Origin of the sequence: Enterobacter cloacae complex sp. 2024EL-00227 (assembly GCF_043945315.1) — a bacterium.
Lineage (GTDB): Bacteria > Pseudomonadota > Gammaproteobacteria > Enterobacterales > Enterobacteriaceae > Enterobacter > Enterobacter roggenkampii.
The window spans coordinates 269394-286882 of the sequence record NZ_JBIMQP010000005.1 but is presented as its reverse complement, the minus strand read 5'-3'; the positions used below and the strand labels follow the sequence as shown (position 1 = coordinate 286882).

The window sequence follows — 17489 nt, the reverse complement described above, 5'->3', positions numbered from 1 at the left end:
GGAAAGAGTAAACAATGCAGCAGTTACAGAACGTTATTGAGTCCGCTTTTGAGCGTCGCGCCGAGATTACCCCGGCAAATGTGGATACCGTGACCCGTGAAGCGGTAAACCAGGTGATTTCCCTGCTGGATTCCGGCGCACTGCGCGTGGCAGAAAAAATCGACGGTCAGTGGGTCACTCATCAATGGCTGAAGAAAGCCGTGCTGCTCTCTTTCCGCATCAACGATAACCAGGTTATCGACGGAGCAGAAAGCCGCTACTTCGATAAAGTGCCAATGAAGTTCGCTGACTACGACGAAGCGCGTTTCCAGAAAGAAGGTTTCCGCGTGGTGCCGCCTGCGGCGGTGCGTCAGGGTGCCTTCATCGCACGCAACACCGTGCTGATGCCATCCTACGTGAACATCGGTGCCTACGTTGATGAAGGCACCATGGTGGATACGTGGGCAACGGTTGGTTCCTGCGCACAGATCGGGAAAAACGTTCACCTGTCCGGCGGCGTGGGCATCGGCGGTGTTCTGGAACCACTGCAGGCTAACCCAACCATCATCGAAGATAACTGCTTCATCGGCGCGCGTTCAGAAGTGGTGGAAGGCGTGATCGTGGAAGAAGGTTCCGTGATCTCCATGGGCGTTTACATCGGCCAGAGCACCCGTATTTACGACCGTGAAACCGGTGAAGTGCATTACGGTCGCGTTCCGGCGGGCTCCGTGGTGGTTTCCGGCAACCTGCCGTCAAAAGATGGCAAATACAGCCTGTACTGTGCGGTTATCGTGAAGAAAGTGGATGCGAAAACGCGCGGTAAAGTGGGCATCAACGAATTGCTGCGCACCATCGATTAATCGGGTATAACAAAAAGCGGGGGCAACCCCGCTTTTTTTATATCTGAGGGTGGCGAAAATAGATTTTTTCGTTAATTATTCAAAGGTTATGTTGAGATCAAGGGTACCGCTATGTACGATAATCTGAAAAGTCTGGGCATTACCAATCCTGATGAAATTGATCGTTACAGCCTCCGCCAGGAAGCCAATAACGATATTTTGAAAATCTATTTTCACAAGGACAAAGGAGAGTTTTTCGCCAAAAGCGTGAAGTTTAAATACCCACGCCAGCGTAAGACCGTCGTTGCTGACGGTGTAGGACAGGGATACAAAGAAGTACAGGAAATCAGCCCTAACCTGCGCTATGTGATCGATGAACTCGATCAGATCTGCCAGCGCGACCGCACCGAAGTCGATCTCAAGCGCAAGATCCTTGACGATCTGCGTCACCTTGAAAGCGTTGTTACCAATAAGATCAGCGAGATTGAAGCGGATCTTGAGAAGTTAACCCGCAACAAATAAGCCGTTTTATTGCCCGGTGGCGCTTCGCTTACCGGGCCTACGAACGCATGTAGGCCGGGTAAGGCGAAGCCGCCCCCAGGCAAACAGCATCATCTCTGTTCATCCAACTGCAGCGCCACATACAGCAGCAGCCTGTCATCGAAATTTCCCAGATCTAACCCCGTCAGCTCTGAAATTCGATTTAACCGATACTCCAGGGTATTGCGGTGGATAAACAGCGCTTTTGACGTCGCCAGCGGCTGCACGTTATGACGGAACCACGCCTGCAGCGTCCGGCGCAGCAGGCCGTTATTGTCCATGGCTTTCAGGCGCGCCAGTGGCCGCGCAAGCTCATTGGCCTGCCAGCCCCCGCGCAGGCTGTCGAGCAGCACCGGCAGCATCAGGTCCTGATAGAAATAGCTGCGGCTTTCCGGCATTCGCTGCTTACCCACCATCATGGTGGTGCGCGCGGTTCGCCAGGAGCGGGCGATACTGCCCGGACCGGTAAAGTAGTTGCCCAGCGCAACGCGAAAACGCAGCTGACCATTCTCTTTCATACGGGAAATTAACTGCTCCACGCGACGGCGATGATCGTCCGCATCCCAGCGGCCAAACGCATTGAGCGCCGGTTTGAGCACCACCATCTCCGTCAGAGAGACGATCGCCACCAGGTTATCGCGCTCCGGCGTCGCCAGTGCATTTTGCAGCTGCTGCAGCTCGACCATCGCGCTGTCTACGCCCAGCTGGCCGCTGTCAACCTCAATGACCGCCACCACGCGCGGCTGGTTCAGATCGATCCCCAGACGCTGGGCCCATTCACTGAGCGCAGGCGTATGCTCCTCTGCCTGAATAAGGTTCATCACCAGCTCTTCGCGCAGGCGGCTGTCCTGAGCCAGCAGGTGCATCAGCCGCGACTGCTCCAGCATCATCTCCGCCGTCATGCAGACCAGCTCACCGTATTTTCGCAGTGACTCAGGCTCGCCGGTGAGGCCGATGACCCCCACAATCTCGCCTTCAAGGCGCAGCGGTAAATTGATGCCCTGACGGACGCCGTGCAGGTGTTTCGCTACCGCATCGTCGATATCGACCACGCGCCCCTGGGAGAGCACCAGCAGCGCGCCTTCGTGCAATTCCCCAATACGCTCGCGATCGCCACTGCCAATAATGCGCCCGCGGGCATCCATTACGTTGATATTGGTATCAATGATGCGCATGGTGCGCGCCACAATATCCTGCGCCATTTTGGTATCAAGATGCCAGCCAGCCATAGAACCCTCCCGTGAGCAGAGCTCAAGCATAGGGAAGTTCAGCGACGCCTGCATTGTGCAGATGCACAAAGAGAGAGGAAGAAGTGTGGACTTGTGTGAAAGGTCACAGAAACGAGGAAAGCCCCTGCGAACAGGGGCTTCAGAGGATTACTGCATCAGCAGGTAAATAGAGGTGTCACCACGCTGGATATTGAGCGCCAGCACGGAAGGTTTGCTGTCGAGGATCTTACGCAGTTCAGCGATGTTTTTCACCGGCTGCTGGTTAGCGCCCATGATCACATCGCCTTTTTTCAGGCCGATACGGGCTGCCGGTGAATTCGCCTTCACGTTATTCACCACTACGCCTTTATCTGCGCCTTTGTTGCTCATCTCGGCACCTTCAATCCCGCTGAAGATGGTGCTGGAGTCCACCTGATTCTGGCTGCTCTGCTGCAGCTCCAGGCTGACGTTAACCGCCTTGCCGTCGCGCAGCAGACCAAGGGTCACTTTGCTGCCGATAGGCATAGAGCCGACTTCCGCACGCAGGGCAGCAAAGCTGCTGATCGGTTTACCGTTCAGGGAGGTGATCACATCCCCCGCTTTAATGCCCGCTTTCGCGGCAGAGGAGTTCGGCATCACCTGGCTGACGAATGCCCCGCGCTGGGCGTCAACTTTCATTGCCTTAGCCAGTTCGGAGTTCAGTTCCGTACCCAGGATACCCAGCTCACCGCGTTTCACCTGGCCATACTGCACCATCTGCGCGGTCAGGTTTTTCACCATGTTACTTGGGATAGCAAAGCCGATCCCGATGTTGCCGCCGTCCGGTGCCAGGATCGCGGTGTTGATACCGATCAGCTCGCCGTTCAGGTTCACCAGCGCGCCGCCGGAGTTACCGCGGTTGATCGCTGCATCCGTCTGGATGAAGTTTTCATAGTTTTCGGCATTGAGGCCGCTGCGGCCCAGTGCAGAGACGATACCCGAGGTCACGGTTTCACCCAGACCGAACGGGTTACCGATCGCCACGGTATAGTCACCCACGCGCAGCGCGTCGGAGTCGGCAATTTTAATCGCCGTCAGGTTTTTCGGATCCTGAATCTGGATCAGCGCGATGTCGGAGCGCGGATCTTTGCCGACCACTTTGGCGTCAAACTTACGGCCATCGCTCAGCTGAACCTTAATGCTGCTCGCGTTATCAACAACGTGGTTGTTGGTGACGACATAGCCTTTCGCTGCATCAATGATTACCCCCGAGCCAAGCGCCATGAATTTCTGTTGCTGGCCGCCGCCCTGGCTGTCATCCCCTGCGCTACCGCCCTGACAGAACGGAGAGCTCTGGAATGGCGAACCGTCCTGGCAGAACGGCGAGTTGTCGCCGAAGAACTGCTGGAAGTTACGCGGCATGCGCGGCGTATTGACGGTCGTGCTACCCTCAACGTTAATACTCACCACCGATGGCATCACTTTTTCGAGCATCGGTGCCAGGCTTGGCATCTGCTGCGCGGTTGCTGCCGCCGACGCGGTCTCGGCTGCAGTAGCAGTCAGAGGAGACAGCGCTAAACCTAAACTCAGAGCCAGTGCACTCATTGCTAATGTGGTTTTTTTCATGTTTCTCAATCTCGATTTACAAGTAACGCAAAATTGCTGTGTAACTCAGATTCGTTTTATACCGCTTAGTTCCGGCGATAAGTTTATGGAAAAGGTAAAAATTTATTGGCCGTCTTTACAAAACTCCGGGTTATTCCACCGCCATCAGCTTGCGATATTCATCCCAGGCATACAAATCCGTCATGCCGCTGATATAGTCCTGGATAAGACGGCAGCGGTAATAATATTCCATCACTGGCCACTGCGGTGACTGGCGATCCAGCTTGCCAATCGCTTCGACATACGCCAGACGGTGTCGGGTAGAAAGTTTTTGATAAAGTCGTGATTCAATGGGAATACGGCGCACGCGCTCGTGTTCTACCAGCTCGCTGAATTCGTCGACCGACAGCTGGAGCAGCGGAGCATAAATTTCCAGTAACCCACTGATCACCCTATATCCCTGCAGCTCTAACTGTTCGACATCCGGATGGCTGAATACATGCCGCATCGCCACATGTTTATAAAGCTCGAGGAGCTGGCTGAAACTGCTGTCATCTTCCAGCAGGGCGTGGTTGAATTCTCCGTTGAAAATCAGCGGCAAATTATCAATAAAGCGTGACGCCGCGTACGGCACCAGCTTATTTAATGTATTGACCCGCAAATACATAAAGAACTGGTCTTCCGTACTGCGGCTTAATGTATTTGAGCGTGATTTTTCCCAGGCATTTTCGACAACCTGCGCAAACAGCGAGCCTTTTTCATGGGTGCCCCAGGCCGTATAAAGATGCTGATAAAGCTCCTCGACGCTGAAAATTCTTTTCTCAACGGCGTCTTCCAGATCGGCCACGCAATAGGAAATATCATCGGCGGCTTCCATAATCCAGGTCAATGGAAAACGGCCGTTTGGCGTCAATGAAAGTTCTTTACGTAACCGTTCAATATAAGCCTCTTCGGAAAGATAATAGCCCGGTTTTTTCATTAAATAACTGTGGGACGCGGGCGTCTCCCCCATCCACCACGCGGGGCGCGTATATTTAAGAATGCAGCCGACCTGCGCCCAGGTCAGGTTCATACGCATCAGGGAATGCACCAGCCGGATCCCCTGCGCGTTACCCTCAAAGTGACAGAGGTCCTGGCGCACCTTGCGGCGCAGATCGTTCAGCCCCTCTTCACCTTCACGCAGGCGTAAATCGCGTACGATGCAGCGGTCGTCGCTCAGCGGCTGGCTTACCGCATCCGAAGGGTAAAGCCGTTGCTTAAACCAGTCATTGATAGCCGCCTCTCCAAAGTGACCGAAAGGCGGGTTGCCGATGTCATGCATCAGGCAGGCCATCTCAACGATGCTCTCAAAAGGCCCCGTCAGCTCGTCCAGACCATAGGTTTCCAGTAAGCGCTGCTCTTTGAGACGGCTTAAAATCTCTTTGGCGATGTAGCGCCCGACCTGCTGCACCTCCATGGAGTGGGTTAAGCGCGTGCGCACCGCGGCGTTACGCTCCAGCGGAAAGACCTGGGTCTTTTGCTGCAGACGGCGGATGGCGGGCGAGTTAATGATCCGCCCGCGATCGCTTTCGAAGATACGCAGGATCTCATGTTCGCTCTTGTCGCCCTGCGGCGAACGGAAACGTCGGTGCCAGTTAATTTTGGTGCGAAAATCGATTGGTGACATGTGCTCCCCCGCGTGAGAATGCGTTTCCCCTTAACCGCATGATAGACTATGCATCTTAACAAGGCACATCGCGAGTAAATCTATGAAAATCGGCATTATTGGTGCAATGGAAGAAGAAGTTACGCTTCTGCGTGACAAAATTGAGAACCGTCAGACCCTCTCTCTGGGGGGTTGTGAGATCTATACCGGTCAGCTAAACGGTGTTGACGTGGCTCTGCTGAAATCAGGCATCGGTAAAGTCGCTGCGGCGCTGGGTGCCACCCTGCTGCTTGAGCGCTGCAAGCCGGACGTGATCGTGAATACCGGCTCTGCGGGCGGCCTGGCGCCGACGCTGAAAGTGGGTGACATCGTTGTTTCCGACGAAGCGCGCTATCACGATGCGGATGTCACCGCGTTCGGCTACGAGTACGGCCAGCTTCCGGGCTGCCCGGCAGGGTTTAAAGCGGACGACAAACTGATTGCGGCGGCAGAGACCTGCATTGCGGAGCTCAACCTCAACGCGGTACGCGGTCTGATTGTCAGCGGTGATGCGTTCATCAACGGCTCCGTTGGCCTGGCGAAAATCCGTCATAACTTCCCTCAGGCGGTGGCCGTTGAGATGGAAGCGACCGCGATCGCGCACGTTTGCCATAATTTCAACGTACCGTTTGTAGTGGTTCGCGCCATCTCTGACGTAGCAGATCAGCAGTCCCACATCAGCTTCGACGAGTTCCTGACCGTTGCGGCAAAACAGTCCACCGTGATGGTGGAACGCCTGGTGCAGAACCTGGCACGTGGCTAAACATCCCCTCAGGGCGCTGGCCGCCCTGCTTCTGCTCGCACCGGCGTGGCTTTTTGCCGCGCCGCGTGTGATTACCCTCTCTCCCGCCAATACCGAACTGGCGTTTGCCGCCGGGATCACGCCCGTTGGCGTGAGCAGCTTTTCGGATTATCCCCCACAGGCTGCGGGCATTGAACAGGTGGCAACCTGGCAAGGGATGAACCTTGAGCGCATCGTGGCGCTGAAACCGGATCTCGTGCTGGCCTGGCGCGGCGGAAACGCCGAGCGGCAGGTCAACCAGCTTACCTCCCTTGGCATCAAGGTCATGTGGATTGATGCCGTCAGCATTGAGCAGGTCGCTCAGGCGCTACAGGCCCTGGCACCCTATAGCCCTACGCCCAAAAAAGCCGAGGCTGCAGCGAAACTGATGCTCAGCGACTATGCCGCGCTGAAATCCCGATACGATACCCCTGTTAAAAAGCGCATCTTCCTGCAGTTTGGCAGCCAGCCGCTGTTCACCACCGGTAAAGGGTCGATTCAGAATCAGGTACTGGAAGTCTGTGGCGGTGAAAACATCTTTGCAGCCAGCCGGGTACCGTGGCCTCAGGTAAGCCGTGAGCAGGTTCTGGCGCGCCAGCCACAGGCCATCGTGGTGGTCGGAAATGCGAGCGAAATTCCCAAAATCGAGCAATTCTGGCAAAAGCAGCTAAAAATACCGGTAATACCCCTCAACAGCGACTGGTTTGAACGCGCCAGCCCGCGTATTATCCTCGCCGCAAAACAGCTCTGTGCCGCGCTGGCAGAGAGTCACTAACATAAGACCCTTTTCGAGGATTTAACGATGCTCGTTTATTGGCTGGATATTCTTGGCACAGCCGTTTTTGCTATCTCCGGCGTCCTGCTCGCCGGAAAACTACGCATGGATCCGTTTGGCGTGCTGGTGCTGGGCGTGGTGACCGCCGTGGGCGGCGGGACAATCCGCGATATGGCGCTGGCCAATGGCCCGGTGTTTTGGGTGAAAGATCCGACCGACCTGGTGGTCGCGATGGTCACCTGTTTATTAACCATTGTGCTGGTTCGCCAGCCCCGTCGATTACCAAAATGGATATTGCCGGTACTGGATGCCGTCGGTCTGGCCGTGTTTGTCGGTATTGGCGTCAATAAGGCGTTTAATGCGGGCACCGGTCCGATGGTGGCGATCTGCATGGGCGTGTTAACCGGCGTGGGCGGCGGGATCATTCGCGACATTCTGGCACGTGAGGTGCCGATGATCCTGCGTACTGAAATTTACGCAACGGCCTGTATTGCGGGCGGCATTGTCCACGCGACCGCGTATTACACCTTTGCCATTCCGCTGGAAAACGCCGCGATGCTGGGGATGATCGTGACGCTGGCGATACGTTTAGCGGCGATACGCTGGCACCTGAAGCTGCCGACGTTTGCGCTGGATGAAACTTCAAGATAGGCGTCGTTTATAAGCCCGGTGGCGCTTCGCTTACCGGGCCTACAATCCGCATTCAGGCTTAAATGCTGAACGAAGACCCACACCCGCAGGTGCTTGTTGCGTTCGGGTTGGTGACCACAAAGCGTGAACCTTCCAGACCTTCGGTGTAGTCGACAGAACCACCTACCAGATACTGCAGGCTCATCGGGTCAACCACCAGCGCGACGCCCTGTTTCTCAATGGTCATATCGCCATCGTTAACCTGATCGTCAAAAGTAAAACCGTACTGGAAGCCGCTGCAGCCGCCACCGGTAATATAGACACGCAGTTTCAGATCCGGATTGTCTTCGTCGGCAATCAGGGTTTTCACTTTGTTGGCTGCTGCTTCGGTAAATTCCAGCGGCACAGCTACGTCATCACTCATCTTATGCTCCCATGAATACTACTATTGGGTAAAATTCACCCAATTCTTTTCGTCATTATCTAATACCCTGGTAATTCATTCAAGTATTCTGCGCGGCGGCCCGCTCCGCCTCTTGTTTTGCCAGGGTACGCGCGAGGATGGTGGAGTATAGCGGTTTTCCACCCAGGAACTGGGCTAATAGTGTCGCCCCGAGACAGGTAATGATCATTGGCAAAATGAGCTGGTAATTGTCCGTCATCTCCAGCACCAGCACGATCCCGGTCAACGGCGCGCGCAGGGAGGCGGCCAGCAGCGCCCCCATTCCGGCTACCGCAAAGGTCCCTGCATCAAGGTGATAGGCGGGAAAGCCCGCTTGAGCCGCCATACCAAACGCGGTGCCCAACAAGGTTCCCAGTGCCAGCATCGGGGCGAATATCCCGCCGGGCGCGCCGGAGGAAAAACACAATACCGTGGTGATGACGCGGGAGATAAACATAAACAGCAGCAGACCCACGCTGAAGTTCCCCGCCGCCGCAATCGGGATCAGCCCGAAGCCGCCGCCCGCGGCATTTGGCTCGATAAACCCGAGCACGCCACAGATTCCGCCAAGCAGGCCGCCCATCAGCACCCATTTAGTCGTATTCCCACCGTGAATACGCTGGAACATATCCTGAGCGCGCAGGATAAAGGTGTTAAACAGCGGTCCCACCACGCCAAAAATCATGCCGAGGATCAGGTAAAGCCACAGGGTGTTAACCGGCGCGTTGGTCAGTTTACCCACCTCAATGACCGCCCCTTCGCCATTAAAGAGGCGAAACACGATGCTCGACATAATGACGCCGGTAAACACCGCTTTAATGGAGATCAGGTTGTAGCGAAACTGCGCGCGCATCTCTTCGATGATAAACAAAATGCCCGCCAGCGGCGCGTTAAAGGCCGCCGATAGCCCCGCCGCCGCACCGGTAGCCAGCAGCGTATGGCGCGCTTCGGCGCTGCGCATCCGAAACAGATCGCCCACCATGCGGCCGACGTTCCCGCCCAGCTGAACCGTGGGTCCTTCCCGGCCAAGAACCATCCCCGCGCCCAGCGTACCCATGCCGCCGATAAATTTCACCGGAATGACTCGCCACCAGCGCACCGGACGCAGCTCCTCCAGCGCCCCTTCAATTTCCGGGATGCCGGACCCGCCCGCCTCCGGCGCAAATTTACGCACCAGAAAATACCCCACCATGGCAAACAGCGCCGACAGCCCGAACGCCGCAACCCAGACCAGCCATCGGCTGTCGGCGAAACCGGCCACGGTTCCCACTCGCCAGTTGAGCACGGCATTAACCGCTTTTTCAAACGCCACGCCCACCAGACCGGCGAGCGTTCCCACCACGGCAGCGGCCAGCAGGATCGCCAGAGGCGTTTTATCGCGATTGAGCAGCCGACGAATACTGATTCGATGCTGGGCGCGCGTAAACTGTTGTTCTTCAAAAGACGGAGAATCTGATTTCATGTCCTGTACTTATTCGTCATACAAAAGCCGCGTGGATTTTACCAGAGACTGCCCCACCGTCTCCTGAAAATTACTTAACAAATCTTAAAGCATTACCAGGCTAAAAATTTCATAACCTTCCCCGAATCACTTAGAATAGTGGGCTTAATCATTTTATACGAACCAGGAACGACGCCATGAGCAAGTCTGAAAACCTCTACAGTGCAGCCCGCGAGCTTATTCCGGGTGGCGTGAACTCACCTGTTCGCGCCTTTACCGGCGTGGGCGGCACGCCGCTGTTTATCGAACGTGCTGACGGCGCGTATCTGTATGATGTCGATGGCAAAGCCTATATCGATTACGTCGGCTCCTGGGGCCCGATGGTGCTGGGGCACAACCATCCGGCCATTCGTAACGCGGTAATTGAAGCCGCCCAGCGCGGCCTGAGCTTCGGTGCGCCTACCGAAATGGAAGTGAAGATGGCGGAACTGGTCACCGAGCTGGTCCCGACCATGGACATGGTGCGCATGGTGAACTCCGGTACCGAAGCCACCATGAGCGCCATCCGCCTGGCGCGCGGTTTTACCGGCCGCGATAAAATCATCAAGTTCGAAGGCTGCTACCACGGCCACGCGGACTGCCTGCTGGTGAAAGCGGGTTCCGGCGCGCTGACGCTCGGCCAGCCAAACTCGCCTGGCGTACCTGCGGATTTCGCGAAGCATACCCTGACCTGTACCTACAACGATCTGAACACCGTTCGCGCGGCGTTCGAGCAGTATCCGCAGGAGATCGCCTGCATCATCGTTGAGCCAGTTGCGGGCAACATGAACTGTATCCCACCGCAGCCTGACTTCCTGCCGGGCCTGCGCGCCCTGTGCGATGAGTTCGGCGCGCTGCTGATCATCGACGAAGTGATGACCGGCTTCCGCGTGGCGCTGGCGGGCGCCCAGTCTTATTACGGCGTGGAGCCGGACCTCACCTGCCTGGGTAAAATCATCGGCGGCGGCATGCCGGTCGGCGCGTTCGGTGGTCGTAAGGACGTCATGGAAGCGCTGGCACCAACCGGCCCGGTTTACCAGGCGGGCACGCTCTCCGGCAACCCTATCGCCATGGCGGCGGGCTTTGCCTGCCTGACCGAAGTGGCGCAGCCAGGTATTCACGAAACCCTGACCGACCGGACCACGCAGCTGGCAAACGGCCTGCTGGAAGCGGCAGAAGAGGCCGGCATTCCGCTGGTGGTTAACCACGTAGGCGGGATGTTCGGGATTTTCTTCACCGAGGCGAAAACCGTGACCCGCTATCAGGACGTGGTGAAGTGCGACGTTGAACGCTTCAAGCGCTTCTTCCACCTGATGCTGGAAGAAGGCGTCTACCTGGCACCGTCCGCATTCGAGGCGGGCTTTATGTCCGTGGCGCACAGCGAAGAAGATATCAACAACACCATCGACGCGGCGCGTAAGGTGTTTGCGAAGCTCTAAGAGCATTGCCGGGTGGCGCTAACGCTTACCCGGCCTACGGTGTTCTCCCTCTCCCAGTGGGAGAGGGCATCAGGCCGCACCTGATTACCGACTCTGCTTTCTCAACAGATAAATAAAATACGGCGCACCAATAAAGGTCGACAGCAGCCCCGCCGGGATCTGATACGGGAACAGCACCATTCTTCCGCACCAGTCTGCAAACACCAGCATCACGCCGCCCGTGAGGGCCGACATGACAATATGCGGCATCGTCCGGCGGAACCCCATCATTCTGGCGATATGCGGCGCCATTAACCCCACAAAACTCAGCGGGCCAATCGTCATGGTGGCCGTCGCCGTCAGGCACGCGGCGAGCAGCAGCAGCGCTACACGTGCTGGCGTCAGCGCCATTCCCACCGCACGTGCGGTTTCCCCGCCGAGCGGCAGAATAGTCAGCCAGCGTCGGCACAGCGGCACCATCGCCAGCAGCACGACCATCACGATCCCGGACCCGATCGCCTGGCTGCCGGTCGCGCCGTACGTTGAGCCGGATATCCAGGTCAGGATCTTCGCCATACGCGGGTCGCCGCTTGCCTGCAGCATCATCAGCAGCATGGTGAACGCGGTGCTGAGCGCCATCCCCGCCAGCAGCATACGGTGCGGTGAAAACCCGCCGCGACCGGCGGCAATCAGGATAATCAGCAGCGTAACGGCCGCACCGAGACTGCCGGCAGGCATCAGCCAGCCAAACGCATTGCCCGGCACAAAGAACAGCATCAGCACCACGCCAAAGGCGGCGCCAGAGCTGATCCCAAGCACTTCCGGGCTCGCCATCGGGTTGCCGGTCAGACGCTGAATAATGCACCCCGCCACCGCCAGCATTACCCCTGCGATCAGCGCAGCAAAGATACGCGGCCAGCGCCACTGCAGCAGGTCGTTGAGTAAATCGCCCGTTGCCCAGTGCCAGCCCGCGGCATCGCGACCGAATGAGAGCGCCGCGAACGAGGCAATAATCAGCACCGCCAGCCCGGCAAGGCTAAACCACAGTACCGACTGACGTTCAGCATGGACTTTATCGCCCGCATCCATCGCCGGCGCGCTCATGCTGCGCAGACGCGGCAGCAGCCAAAGCAGCAGCGGCGCACCGATAAGCGCCGTGACCGAGCCGGTAGAAACTTCCCGCCACACCCGCGCCAGCCAGAGAATAAGCTGATCGGAAAGCCAGAGGATCAACGCCCCAATCAGCGAGGCCAGCAGCAGACGCGCCAGCAAACGACGCGCCCCGAGCATTTTCGCCAGCAGCGGCGCAAACAGGCCGATAAACCCGATGATGCCAACCGCATTCACCAGCAGGGCGCTCAATACAATCGCCAGCGTCAGCGCCGCCAGGCGAGCCAGCGACAGCGCCAGCCCCAGGTTACGCGCCACGCCATCATCCAGTCCCATCAGCGTCAGGGGACGCAGGAGCAGCAGCGTCAGCACGACACCGCCAGCCAGCTGCGGCCACAGGCGCAGCACAACGCTCCAGTCGGTTTGGGTGAGCGTACCGGTACTCCACAGGAACATGCTTTGCAGGCGATCGTGGTGGAAAAGCACCAGCAGCTGGTTAATCGCGCCACAGTAGAGGCTCACCACCAGTCCGGCCAGAATGAGCGTCACAGGGGAAAGGCGTTTGCCCCAGGCCACGCCAAAGACCAGTGCGCCCACTACGCACGCCCCCGCGAGTGCCGCAAACTGCGAGGTTAACGCTCCCGGCAGCGCCCACAGCGTGGTGATAGTGATCCCAAGCTGTGCGCCGGTCGCGACGCCGAGCGTGGTTGGCTCCGCCAGCGGGTTACGTAACACCTGCTGGAACAGCACGCCCACCAGCCCTAAGCCGGCACCGACTAAAAGGGAGATTGCCAGACGCGGCAGCAGGCTGTAGTGGAACAGCATCTGCTGAATATTGTCGATATCCGGCGAGGCCAGCGCGGCTCCCCATTGCGCGCGCGGTAACGCGGCAGAGAGGTTGAACCCGGTTAACGCCAGCGCGGCAAGAAAAATCAGCATCAGCAGAAGCGCCGGGAAACGGGCAATACGCGTACTCATGCTTTACCTCCCAGGGCGTTATCCAGCACGCGGGCAAAATGCATCGCCGACAGCGTCGCGCCGTAGAACCAGACCGCCGGAGCGCGCTGGAAGCGCCGCTCGCGCACAAACGGCATCGCCTGCCAGAGCGGAGTCGCCATCAGGGTTTGCATGTCGCGCTCGTTGCCGTGATCGAAGCACAGCACATCCACATCGCGAAACGCCGCGAGGCGATCGATACCCACAGCGGTACTGCCCCAGAACGTCATCTCCCCTTCCCAGGCGTTGCGAATGCCGAAGCTGTCCAGCACCTCCTGGAACAGGCAGTTTTTACCAAAGACCAGCATATGGCGGGCATCCAGCAGCGTCACCATCAGCAGCGGACGATCGCCCCGGTGAGCAAAACGCGGCTTCAGGGAGTCGATCAGGGCATCAAATTCGTCGAGATGCCGTTTGGCCTCCGCTTCCAGGTTAAGGAAATGCGCCATCTCGCCAATCGAATTTTTCGCTACGGCCAGCGGTTTTTTACCGTCGCTGAAAGCGAATCCACGCCCGGGCGCAATGCGCGCCATCACCTCTTCTGACGGACCGTAGCCCGCGGACCAGAACAGGAACGAAGGTTTCATCTGGGTGAGCAGCTCGAGGTTTGGCTCCGTACGCAGGCCGACGTCGATCACCGAGTCCGGCAGCTTCGGCTCATTCACCCAAAGGTTATAGTTGGGAATGTCCGCGACGCCGTAGGGCGTAACGCCGAGCGCCATCATCAGCTCGACCGGCAACCACTCCAGCGCCACTATGCGGTGCGGATCGACGGCGGCGGCACGCGCCGTATTCATTTTTAACAGCAGCGGTGAGAGGGCCATCGCCGTCAGCAGGCGACGGCGGCTAATGCGCATGTTGTCCAGCATCAGTACACGAAGCTCACCGGTGCAGCCCCGGCCGGGTGAGGCAGAATACCCATCGGAATACCATAAATCTGTTCCAGCGTTTCGCTGCGCATCAGCTCGGACGGCGTTCCCTGCGCAATCATTTCGCCGCCGCGCAGCGCAACAAGGTAATCGCAGTAGCGTGCCGCCATGTTGATATCATGCAGCACCGCAATCACCGTCAGACCGCGCTGCTGGCTCAAGCGGTGCACCAGCGCCAGAACATCGACCTGATGGGCGATATCAAGTGCGGAGGTGGGTTCGTCGAGGAGCAGGCAGCGGCTGTCCTGGGCCACCAGCATTGCAATCCACGCGCGCTGGCGTTCACCGCCGGACAGGCTATCCACCAGACGGTGCGCCAGCGGCTTAAGCCCGACCAGCGCAATCGCCTCTTCCACTTTCTCTCTGTCGGCCACGCCAAAGCGTCCAAGCGCGCCATGCCACGGATAACGCCCAATCGCCACCAGCTCTCGCACCGTCATCCCCTCCGCCTGCGGCAGCTGCTGCGGCAGATACGCCACTTTGCGGGCAAAGGCTTTACTGCTCCAGCTCTCCAGCGGTTGGTCATCCAGCAGGATGTCGCCTTCTGACGGCGGCTGATGTCGTCCCAGCATCTTGAGCAGCGTGGACTTACCGGAACCGTTGTGACCAATCAGGCCAGTGACTTTACCTGCGGGAAACGTCAAAGAGAGCGGATGCAGCAGGGTGCGCCCGGGTACGCGAAAGGAGAGATGGTTGAGCGTAAAGGTGGTGTCGGGTTGCGTTTGATTATCCTGCATATCAGCCAACTTAAATAAAAAGGGCACGGCGAACCGTGCCCGAAGAGAGATTAGAAGCGGAAGGTCGCGGTAGCAACAACCTGACGTCCTGCTCCCCAGTAGCAGGCATATTCGCTGTAGCAGCTGGAGACGTATTCGCGATCGAAGATGTTGTTCACGTTGACGCCGACAGAAGAGCCGGGAAGTCCAAAGCGTGCCAGATCGTATTTCACGGTGGCATCCGCCAGGGCATAGCCCGCGACGTTGAACGACTGGTAGGCTTTTGGCGACGAGGCAGAGTAATAGGACACGGTGTTACCAATGTAACGGGTGCCAGCCCCTACCGTCAGACCGCTCAACGCCGTCTCATGGAAGGTATAATCTGCCCACAGAGACGCCATATTGCGCGGCACTTCCGCCGGACGACGGCCTTCATACCAGGTATCGTGGGTGTATTTGGCATCAGTAAAGCTATAGGAAGCCGTCACGTTCACGTTGGCAGAGACGGCAGCTTTCGCTTCCAGTTCGAAACCGCGAGAGCGAATTTCACCGCCCTGCACGCTAAAGCCGCTGGTTGGGTTCGCCGGATCGGCCGTCAGGTTGTTGTTTTTGGTTAACTGATAAACAGCAGCCGTGACCACAACAGGCAGATCTTTCGGTACGTACTTCACGCCCGCTTCATACTGCTTGCCGCGTGCAGGATCGAACGGTTTGCCGCCCTGAGTGGTACCTGAAATCGGTTCGAACGATTCGCTATAGCTGAAATAAGGCGTGATGCCGTTGTCGAACAGGTAGTTAATCCCGCCGCGCCACGTGAATGCCTGATCGTTGATTTCCGCGGTAGTACCGGTTGTACGCGTCAGTGCTGAGGTTTTCGCAAAGTCATAGCGGCCACCCATTGTGAGTACCCACTTATCCCATTCAGCCTGATCCTGCGCATAAAGGCCGGTTTGTTCCTGACGGTTGAGCACTTTGTAAAGGTAGTAAACGTCGACATTTGGATTGCCGTACGCAGGCTTCGTCATACTGATGGGATCGGCCGTGCCGTAGTCAGCATCAATATCATTACGCATGCGGAGGTAATCAACGCCCGTCAACAGGGTATGATCCACTGCACCCGTCGCGAATTTGGACTGAAGCTGAGTATCAACGGTAAACGAGTTGAGGTCCTCATCGGAGCGCACATACGCGCGGCTGATCTGAGCCGGTGCAATATAGCCGTTACCGTAGACGGAACGGTAAAGCGTATTGATTTTGGTGTAGCGCAGGTTTTGACGCACGGTAAAGGTGTCATCAAACTGATGCGAGAAGCTGTAACCCACCATTTTCTGACGACGGGAGATCTTGTTATCTTCTTCACCTTCGTTGAAATCGGTCGGCAGCTTGTGTGCTTTGCCGTTGGCATCGTAGTAAGGCACAACGGTACCTTCCCGCGGCAGCCAGCCGTAATAGCCTGCATCCGGATCGCTCTGGAAGTTGCTCAGGAAAGTAAAATCGGTTTTATCGTCAGGACGCCAGCTGAAAGCAGGTGCAATGGCGTAGCGGGAAGATTTCACCATCTCCTGCTGCGCATTTTCGCTGCGCCCCAGACCGGTCAGACGGTATGACCACACGCCGTCATCATCAATCGCATCGCTGAAATCAAACCCGGTCTGCCACAGGTTATCGGTACCCATTTTGAACTGAATTTCTTTCAGTGGCTCGGTGGTTGGGCGCTTGCTGACCATGCTGACCACGCCGCCCGGGTGGCTTTTACCGTACAGAACGGACGTTGGGCCACGCAGCAGCTCGACGCGCTCAAGGAAATACGGATCCATGGACGCTTCAGAATAGTTATCTCCCTGCAGCTTCATCCCGTCCAGATACTGGTTAGTATTCACGGTACTGGAGGTGGTGAACCCACGAATAGAAACAACATCATACGTTGTAGACGCCCCGCGTGTTGCGAACACGCTCGGCGTATAGGCCAGCGCCTGTTTAACCGTCCCCGGCTGCTTCATGTCCATCTCTTCACGGGTGACGACAGAAATAGACTGCGGGGTTTTCTCAATCGGGGTATCGGTCTTGGTCGCGGTGGCGGTGCGTTTAGCCGCAATCGTGGGTGCCGGTCCCCAGGCACTTTCCTGTGCCGCAGGTGCTGCGGTTACCGTAATGGTTTCTTCTTTTTTCGGGGTTTCGGCAGCATGTGTATAAGCCGACATGCCGGCAACCGCTGTGGCGACGACGACCGCGATTTTACGCAGCGACGTATTGATTGGCTGAGCAGTATTGGAAAGCGCCATGGTGTATCTCTGATGGAAAAGTGAATGATAACGTAAACGAGAATTATTATTATGACCGCAGCATAATAGGCGAAACGCTGACTGCATAGCAAGCAG

At 57.4% G+C, this 17489-nt stretch carries 15 protein-coding genes; 6 read left to right on the top strand and 9 right to left on the bottom strand.

Annotation, left to right across the window (positions count from 1 at the left end; genetic code table 11):
- Positions 1-14 precede the first annotated feature (14 nt).
- Positions 15-839 (top strand): 2,3,4,5-tetrahydropyridine-2,6-dicarboxylate N-succinyltransferase, encoded by an 825-nt coding sequence (gene dapD, locus ACHH0Z_RS11805; protein WP_008501915.1) that lies wholly within the window; start codon positions 15-17, stop codon positions 837-839.
- A 111-nt stretch (positions 840-950) separates the two neighbouring features.
- Positions 951-1340, top strand: coding sequence for a DUF3461 family protein (locus tag ACHH0Z_RS11800; RefSeq protein ID WP_008501916.1), 390 nt, complete (start codon positions 951-953; stop codon positions 1338-1340).
- 89 nt (positions 1341-1429) lie between these two features.
- Here ACHH0Z_RS11800 and cdaR read toward each other — a convergent pair whose 3' ends face one another.
- The 3 genes from cdaR to dgt form a co-directional block, all read right to left on the bottom strand.
- The gene (cdaR, locus tag ACHH0Z_RS11795; protein WP_045406459.1) at positions 1430-2587 is read right to left on the bottom strand and encodes a DNA-binding transcriptional regulator CdaR; all 1158 of its coding nucleotides are present in this window, start codon (positions 2585-2587) and stop codon (positions 1430-1432) included.
- Between the two features lie 147 nt (positions 2588-2734).
- Complete coding sequence (gene degP, locus ACHH0Z_RS11790) at positions 2735-4171, bottom strand: serine endoprotease DegP (protein ID WP_045406457.1); 1437 nt, start codon at positions 4169-4171, stop codon at positions 2735-2737.
- A gap of 130 nt (positions 4172-4301) precedes the next feature.
- On the bottom strand, positions 4302-5816 hold the full coding sequence (dgt, locus tag ACHH0Z_RS11785) for a dGTPase (RefSeq protein WP_045406455.1): 1515 nt from the start codon (positions 5814-5816) through the stop codon (positions 4302-4304).
- An 82-nt stretch (positions 5817-5898) separates the two neighbouring features.
- Between dgt and mtnN the strand changes: the two genes are divergently transcribed.
- Genes mtnN through ACHH0Z_RS11770 form a run of 3 tightly spaced genes read left to right on the top strand, consistent with a single transcriptional unit; the run spans position 5899 to position 8041 of the window.
- The gene (mtnN, locus tag ACHH0Z_RS11780) at positions 5899-6597 is read left to right on the top strand and encodes a 5'-methylthioadenosine/S-adenosylhomocysteine nucleosidase (RefSeq protein WP_008501920.1); all 699 of its coding nucleotides are present in this window, start codon (positions 5899-5901) and stop codon (positions 6595-6597) included.
- Complete coding sequence (btuF, locus tag ACHH0Z_RS11775; protein WP_045406453.1) at positions 6590-7390, top strand: vitamin B12 ABC transporter substrate-binding protein BtuF; 801 nt, start codon at positions 6590-6592, stop codon at positions 7388-7390. The genes mtnN and btuF overlap by 8 nt, the downstream gene beginning before the upstream one ends.
- 27 nt (positions 7391-7417) lie before the next feature.
- Positions 7418-8041 carry a TRIC cation channel family protein gene (locus ACHH0Z_RS11770; RefSeq protein WP_008501922.1) on the top strand — a complete coding sequence of 208 codons (624 nt, stop codon included), beginning with the start codon at positions 7418-7420 and terminating at the stop codon, positions 8039-8041.
- Positions 8042-8099: 58 nt separating this feature from the next.
- On the opposite strand, the gene erpA is transcribed toward ACHH0Z_RS11770, so the two are convergent.
- A complete protein-coding gene (erpA, locus tag ACHH0Z_RS11765; protein ID WP_008501923.1) occupies positions 8100-8444 on the bottom strand; it encodes an iron-sulfur cluster insertion protein ErpA in 345 nt (114 codons plus the stop codon).
- Positions 8445-8523: 79 nt separating this feature from the next.
- On the bottom strand, positions 8524-9924 hold the full coding sequence (gene clcA, locus ACHH0Z_RS11760; RefSeq protein ID WP_008501924.1) for a H(+)/Cl(-) exchange transporter ClcA: 1401 nt from the start codon (positions 9922-9924) through the stop codon (positions 8524-8526).
- 176 nt (positions 9925-10100) lie between these two features.
- On the opposite strand from clcA, the gene hemL reads away from it, so the two are divergent.
- Positions 10101-11381: a glutamate-1-semialdehyde 2,1-aminomutase gene (gene hemL, locus ACHH0Z_RS11755; RefSeq protein WP_008501925.1), complete on the top strand. Its 1281-nt coding sequence runs from the start codon at positions 10101-10103 to the stop codon at positions 11379-11381.
- 84 nt (positions 11382-11465) lie between these two features.
- On the opposite strand, the gene fhuB is transcribed toward hemL, so the two are convergent.
- From fhuB to fhuA, 4 genes are read right to left on the bottom strand one after another with little or no spacing between them, the layout of a single operon-like run.
- Positions 11466-13448 carry a Fe(3+)-hydroxamate ABC transporter permease FhuB gene (gene fhuB, locus ACHH0Z_RS11750; RefSeq protein ID WP_021240493.1) on the bottom strand — a complete coding sequence of 661 codons (1983 nt, stop codon included), beginning with the start codon at positions 13446-13448 and terminating at the stop codon, positions 11466-11468.
- Complete coding sequence (gene fhuD, locus ACHH0Z_RS11745) at positions 13445-14335, bottom strand: Fe(3+)-hydroxamate ABC transporter substrate-binding protein FhuD (RefSeq protein WP_395149536.1); 891 nt, start codon at positions 14333-14335, stop codon at positions 13445-13447. The genes fhuB and fhuD overlap by 4 nt, the downstream gene beginning before the upstream one ends.
- On the bottom strand, positions 14335-15132 hold the full coding sequence (gene fhuC / locus ACHH0Z_RS11740) for a Fe3+-hydroxamate ABC transporter ATP-binding protein FhuC (RefSeq protein WP_008501928.1): 798 nt from the start codon (positions 15130-15132) through the stop codon (positions 14335-14337). Before fhuC ends, fhuD begins: the two co-directional genes overlap by 1 nt.
- 50 nt (positions 15133-15182) lie before the next feature.
- Positions 15183-17393: a ferrichrome porin FhuA gene (gene fhuA, locus ACHH0Z_RS11735; RefSeq protein ID WP_021240495.1), complete on the bottom strand. Its 2211-nt coding sequence runs from the start codon at positions 17391-17393 to the stop codon at positions 15183-15185.
- Positions 17394-17489 lie beyond the last annotated feature (96 nt).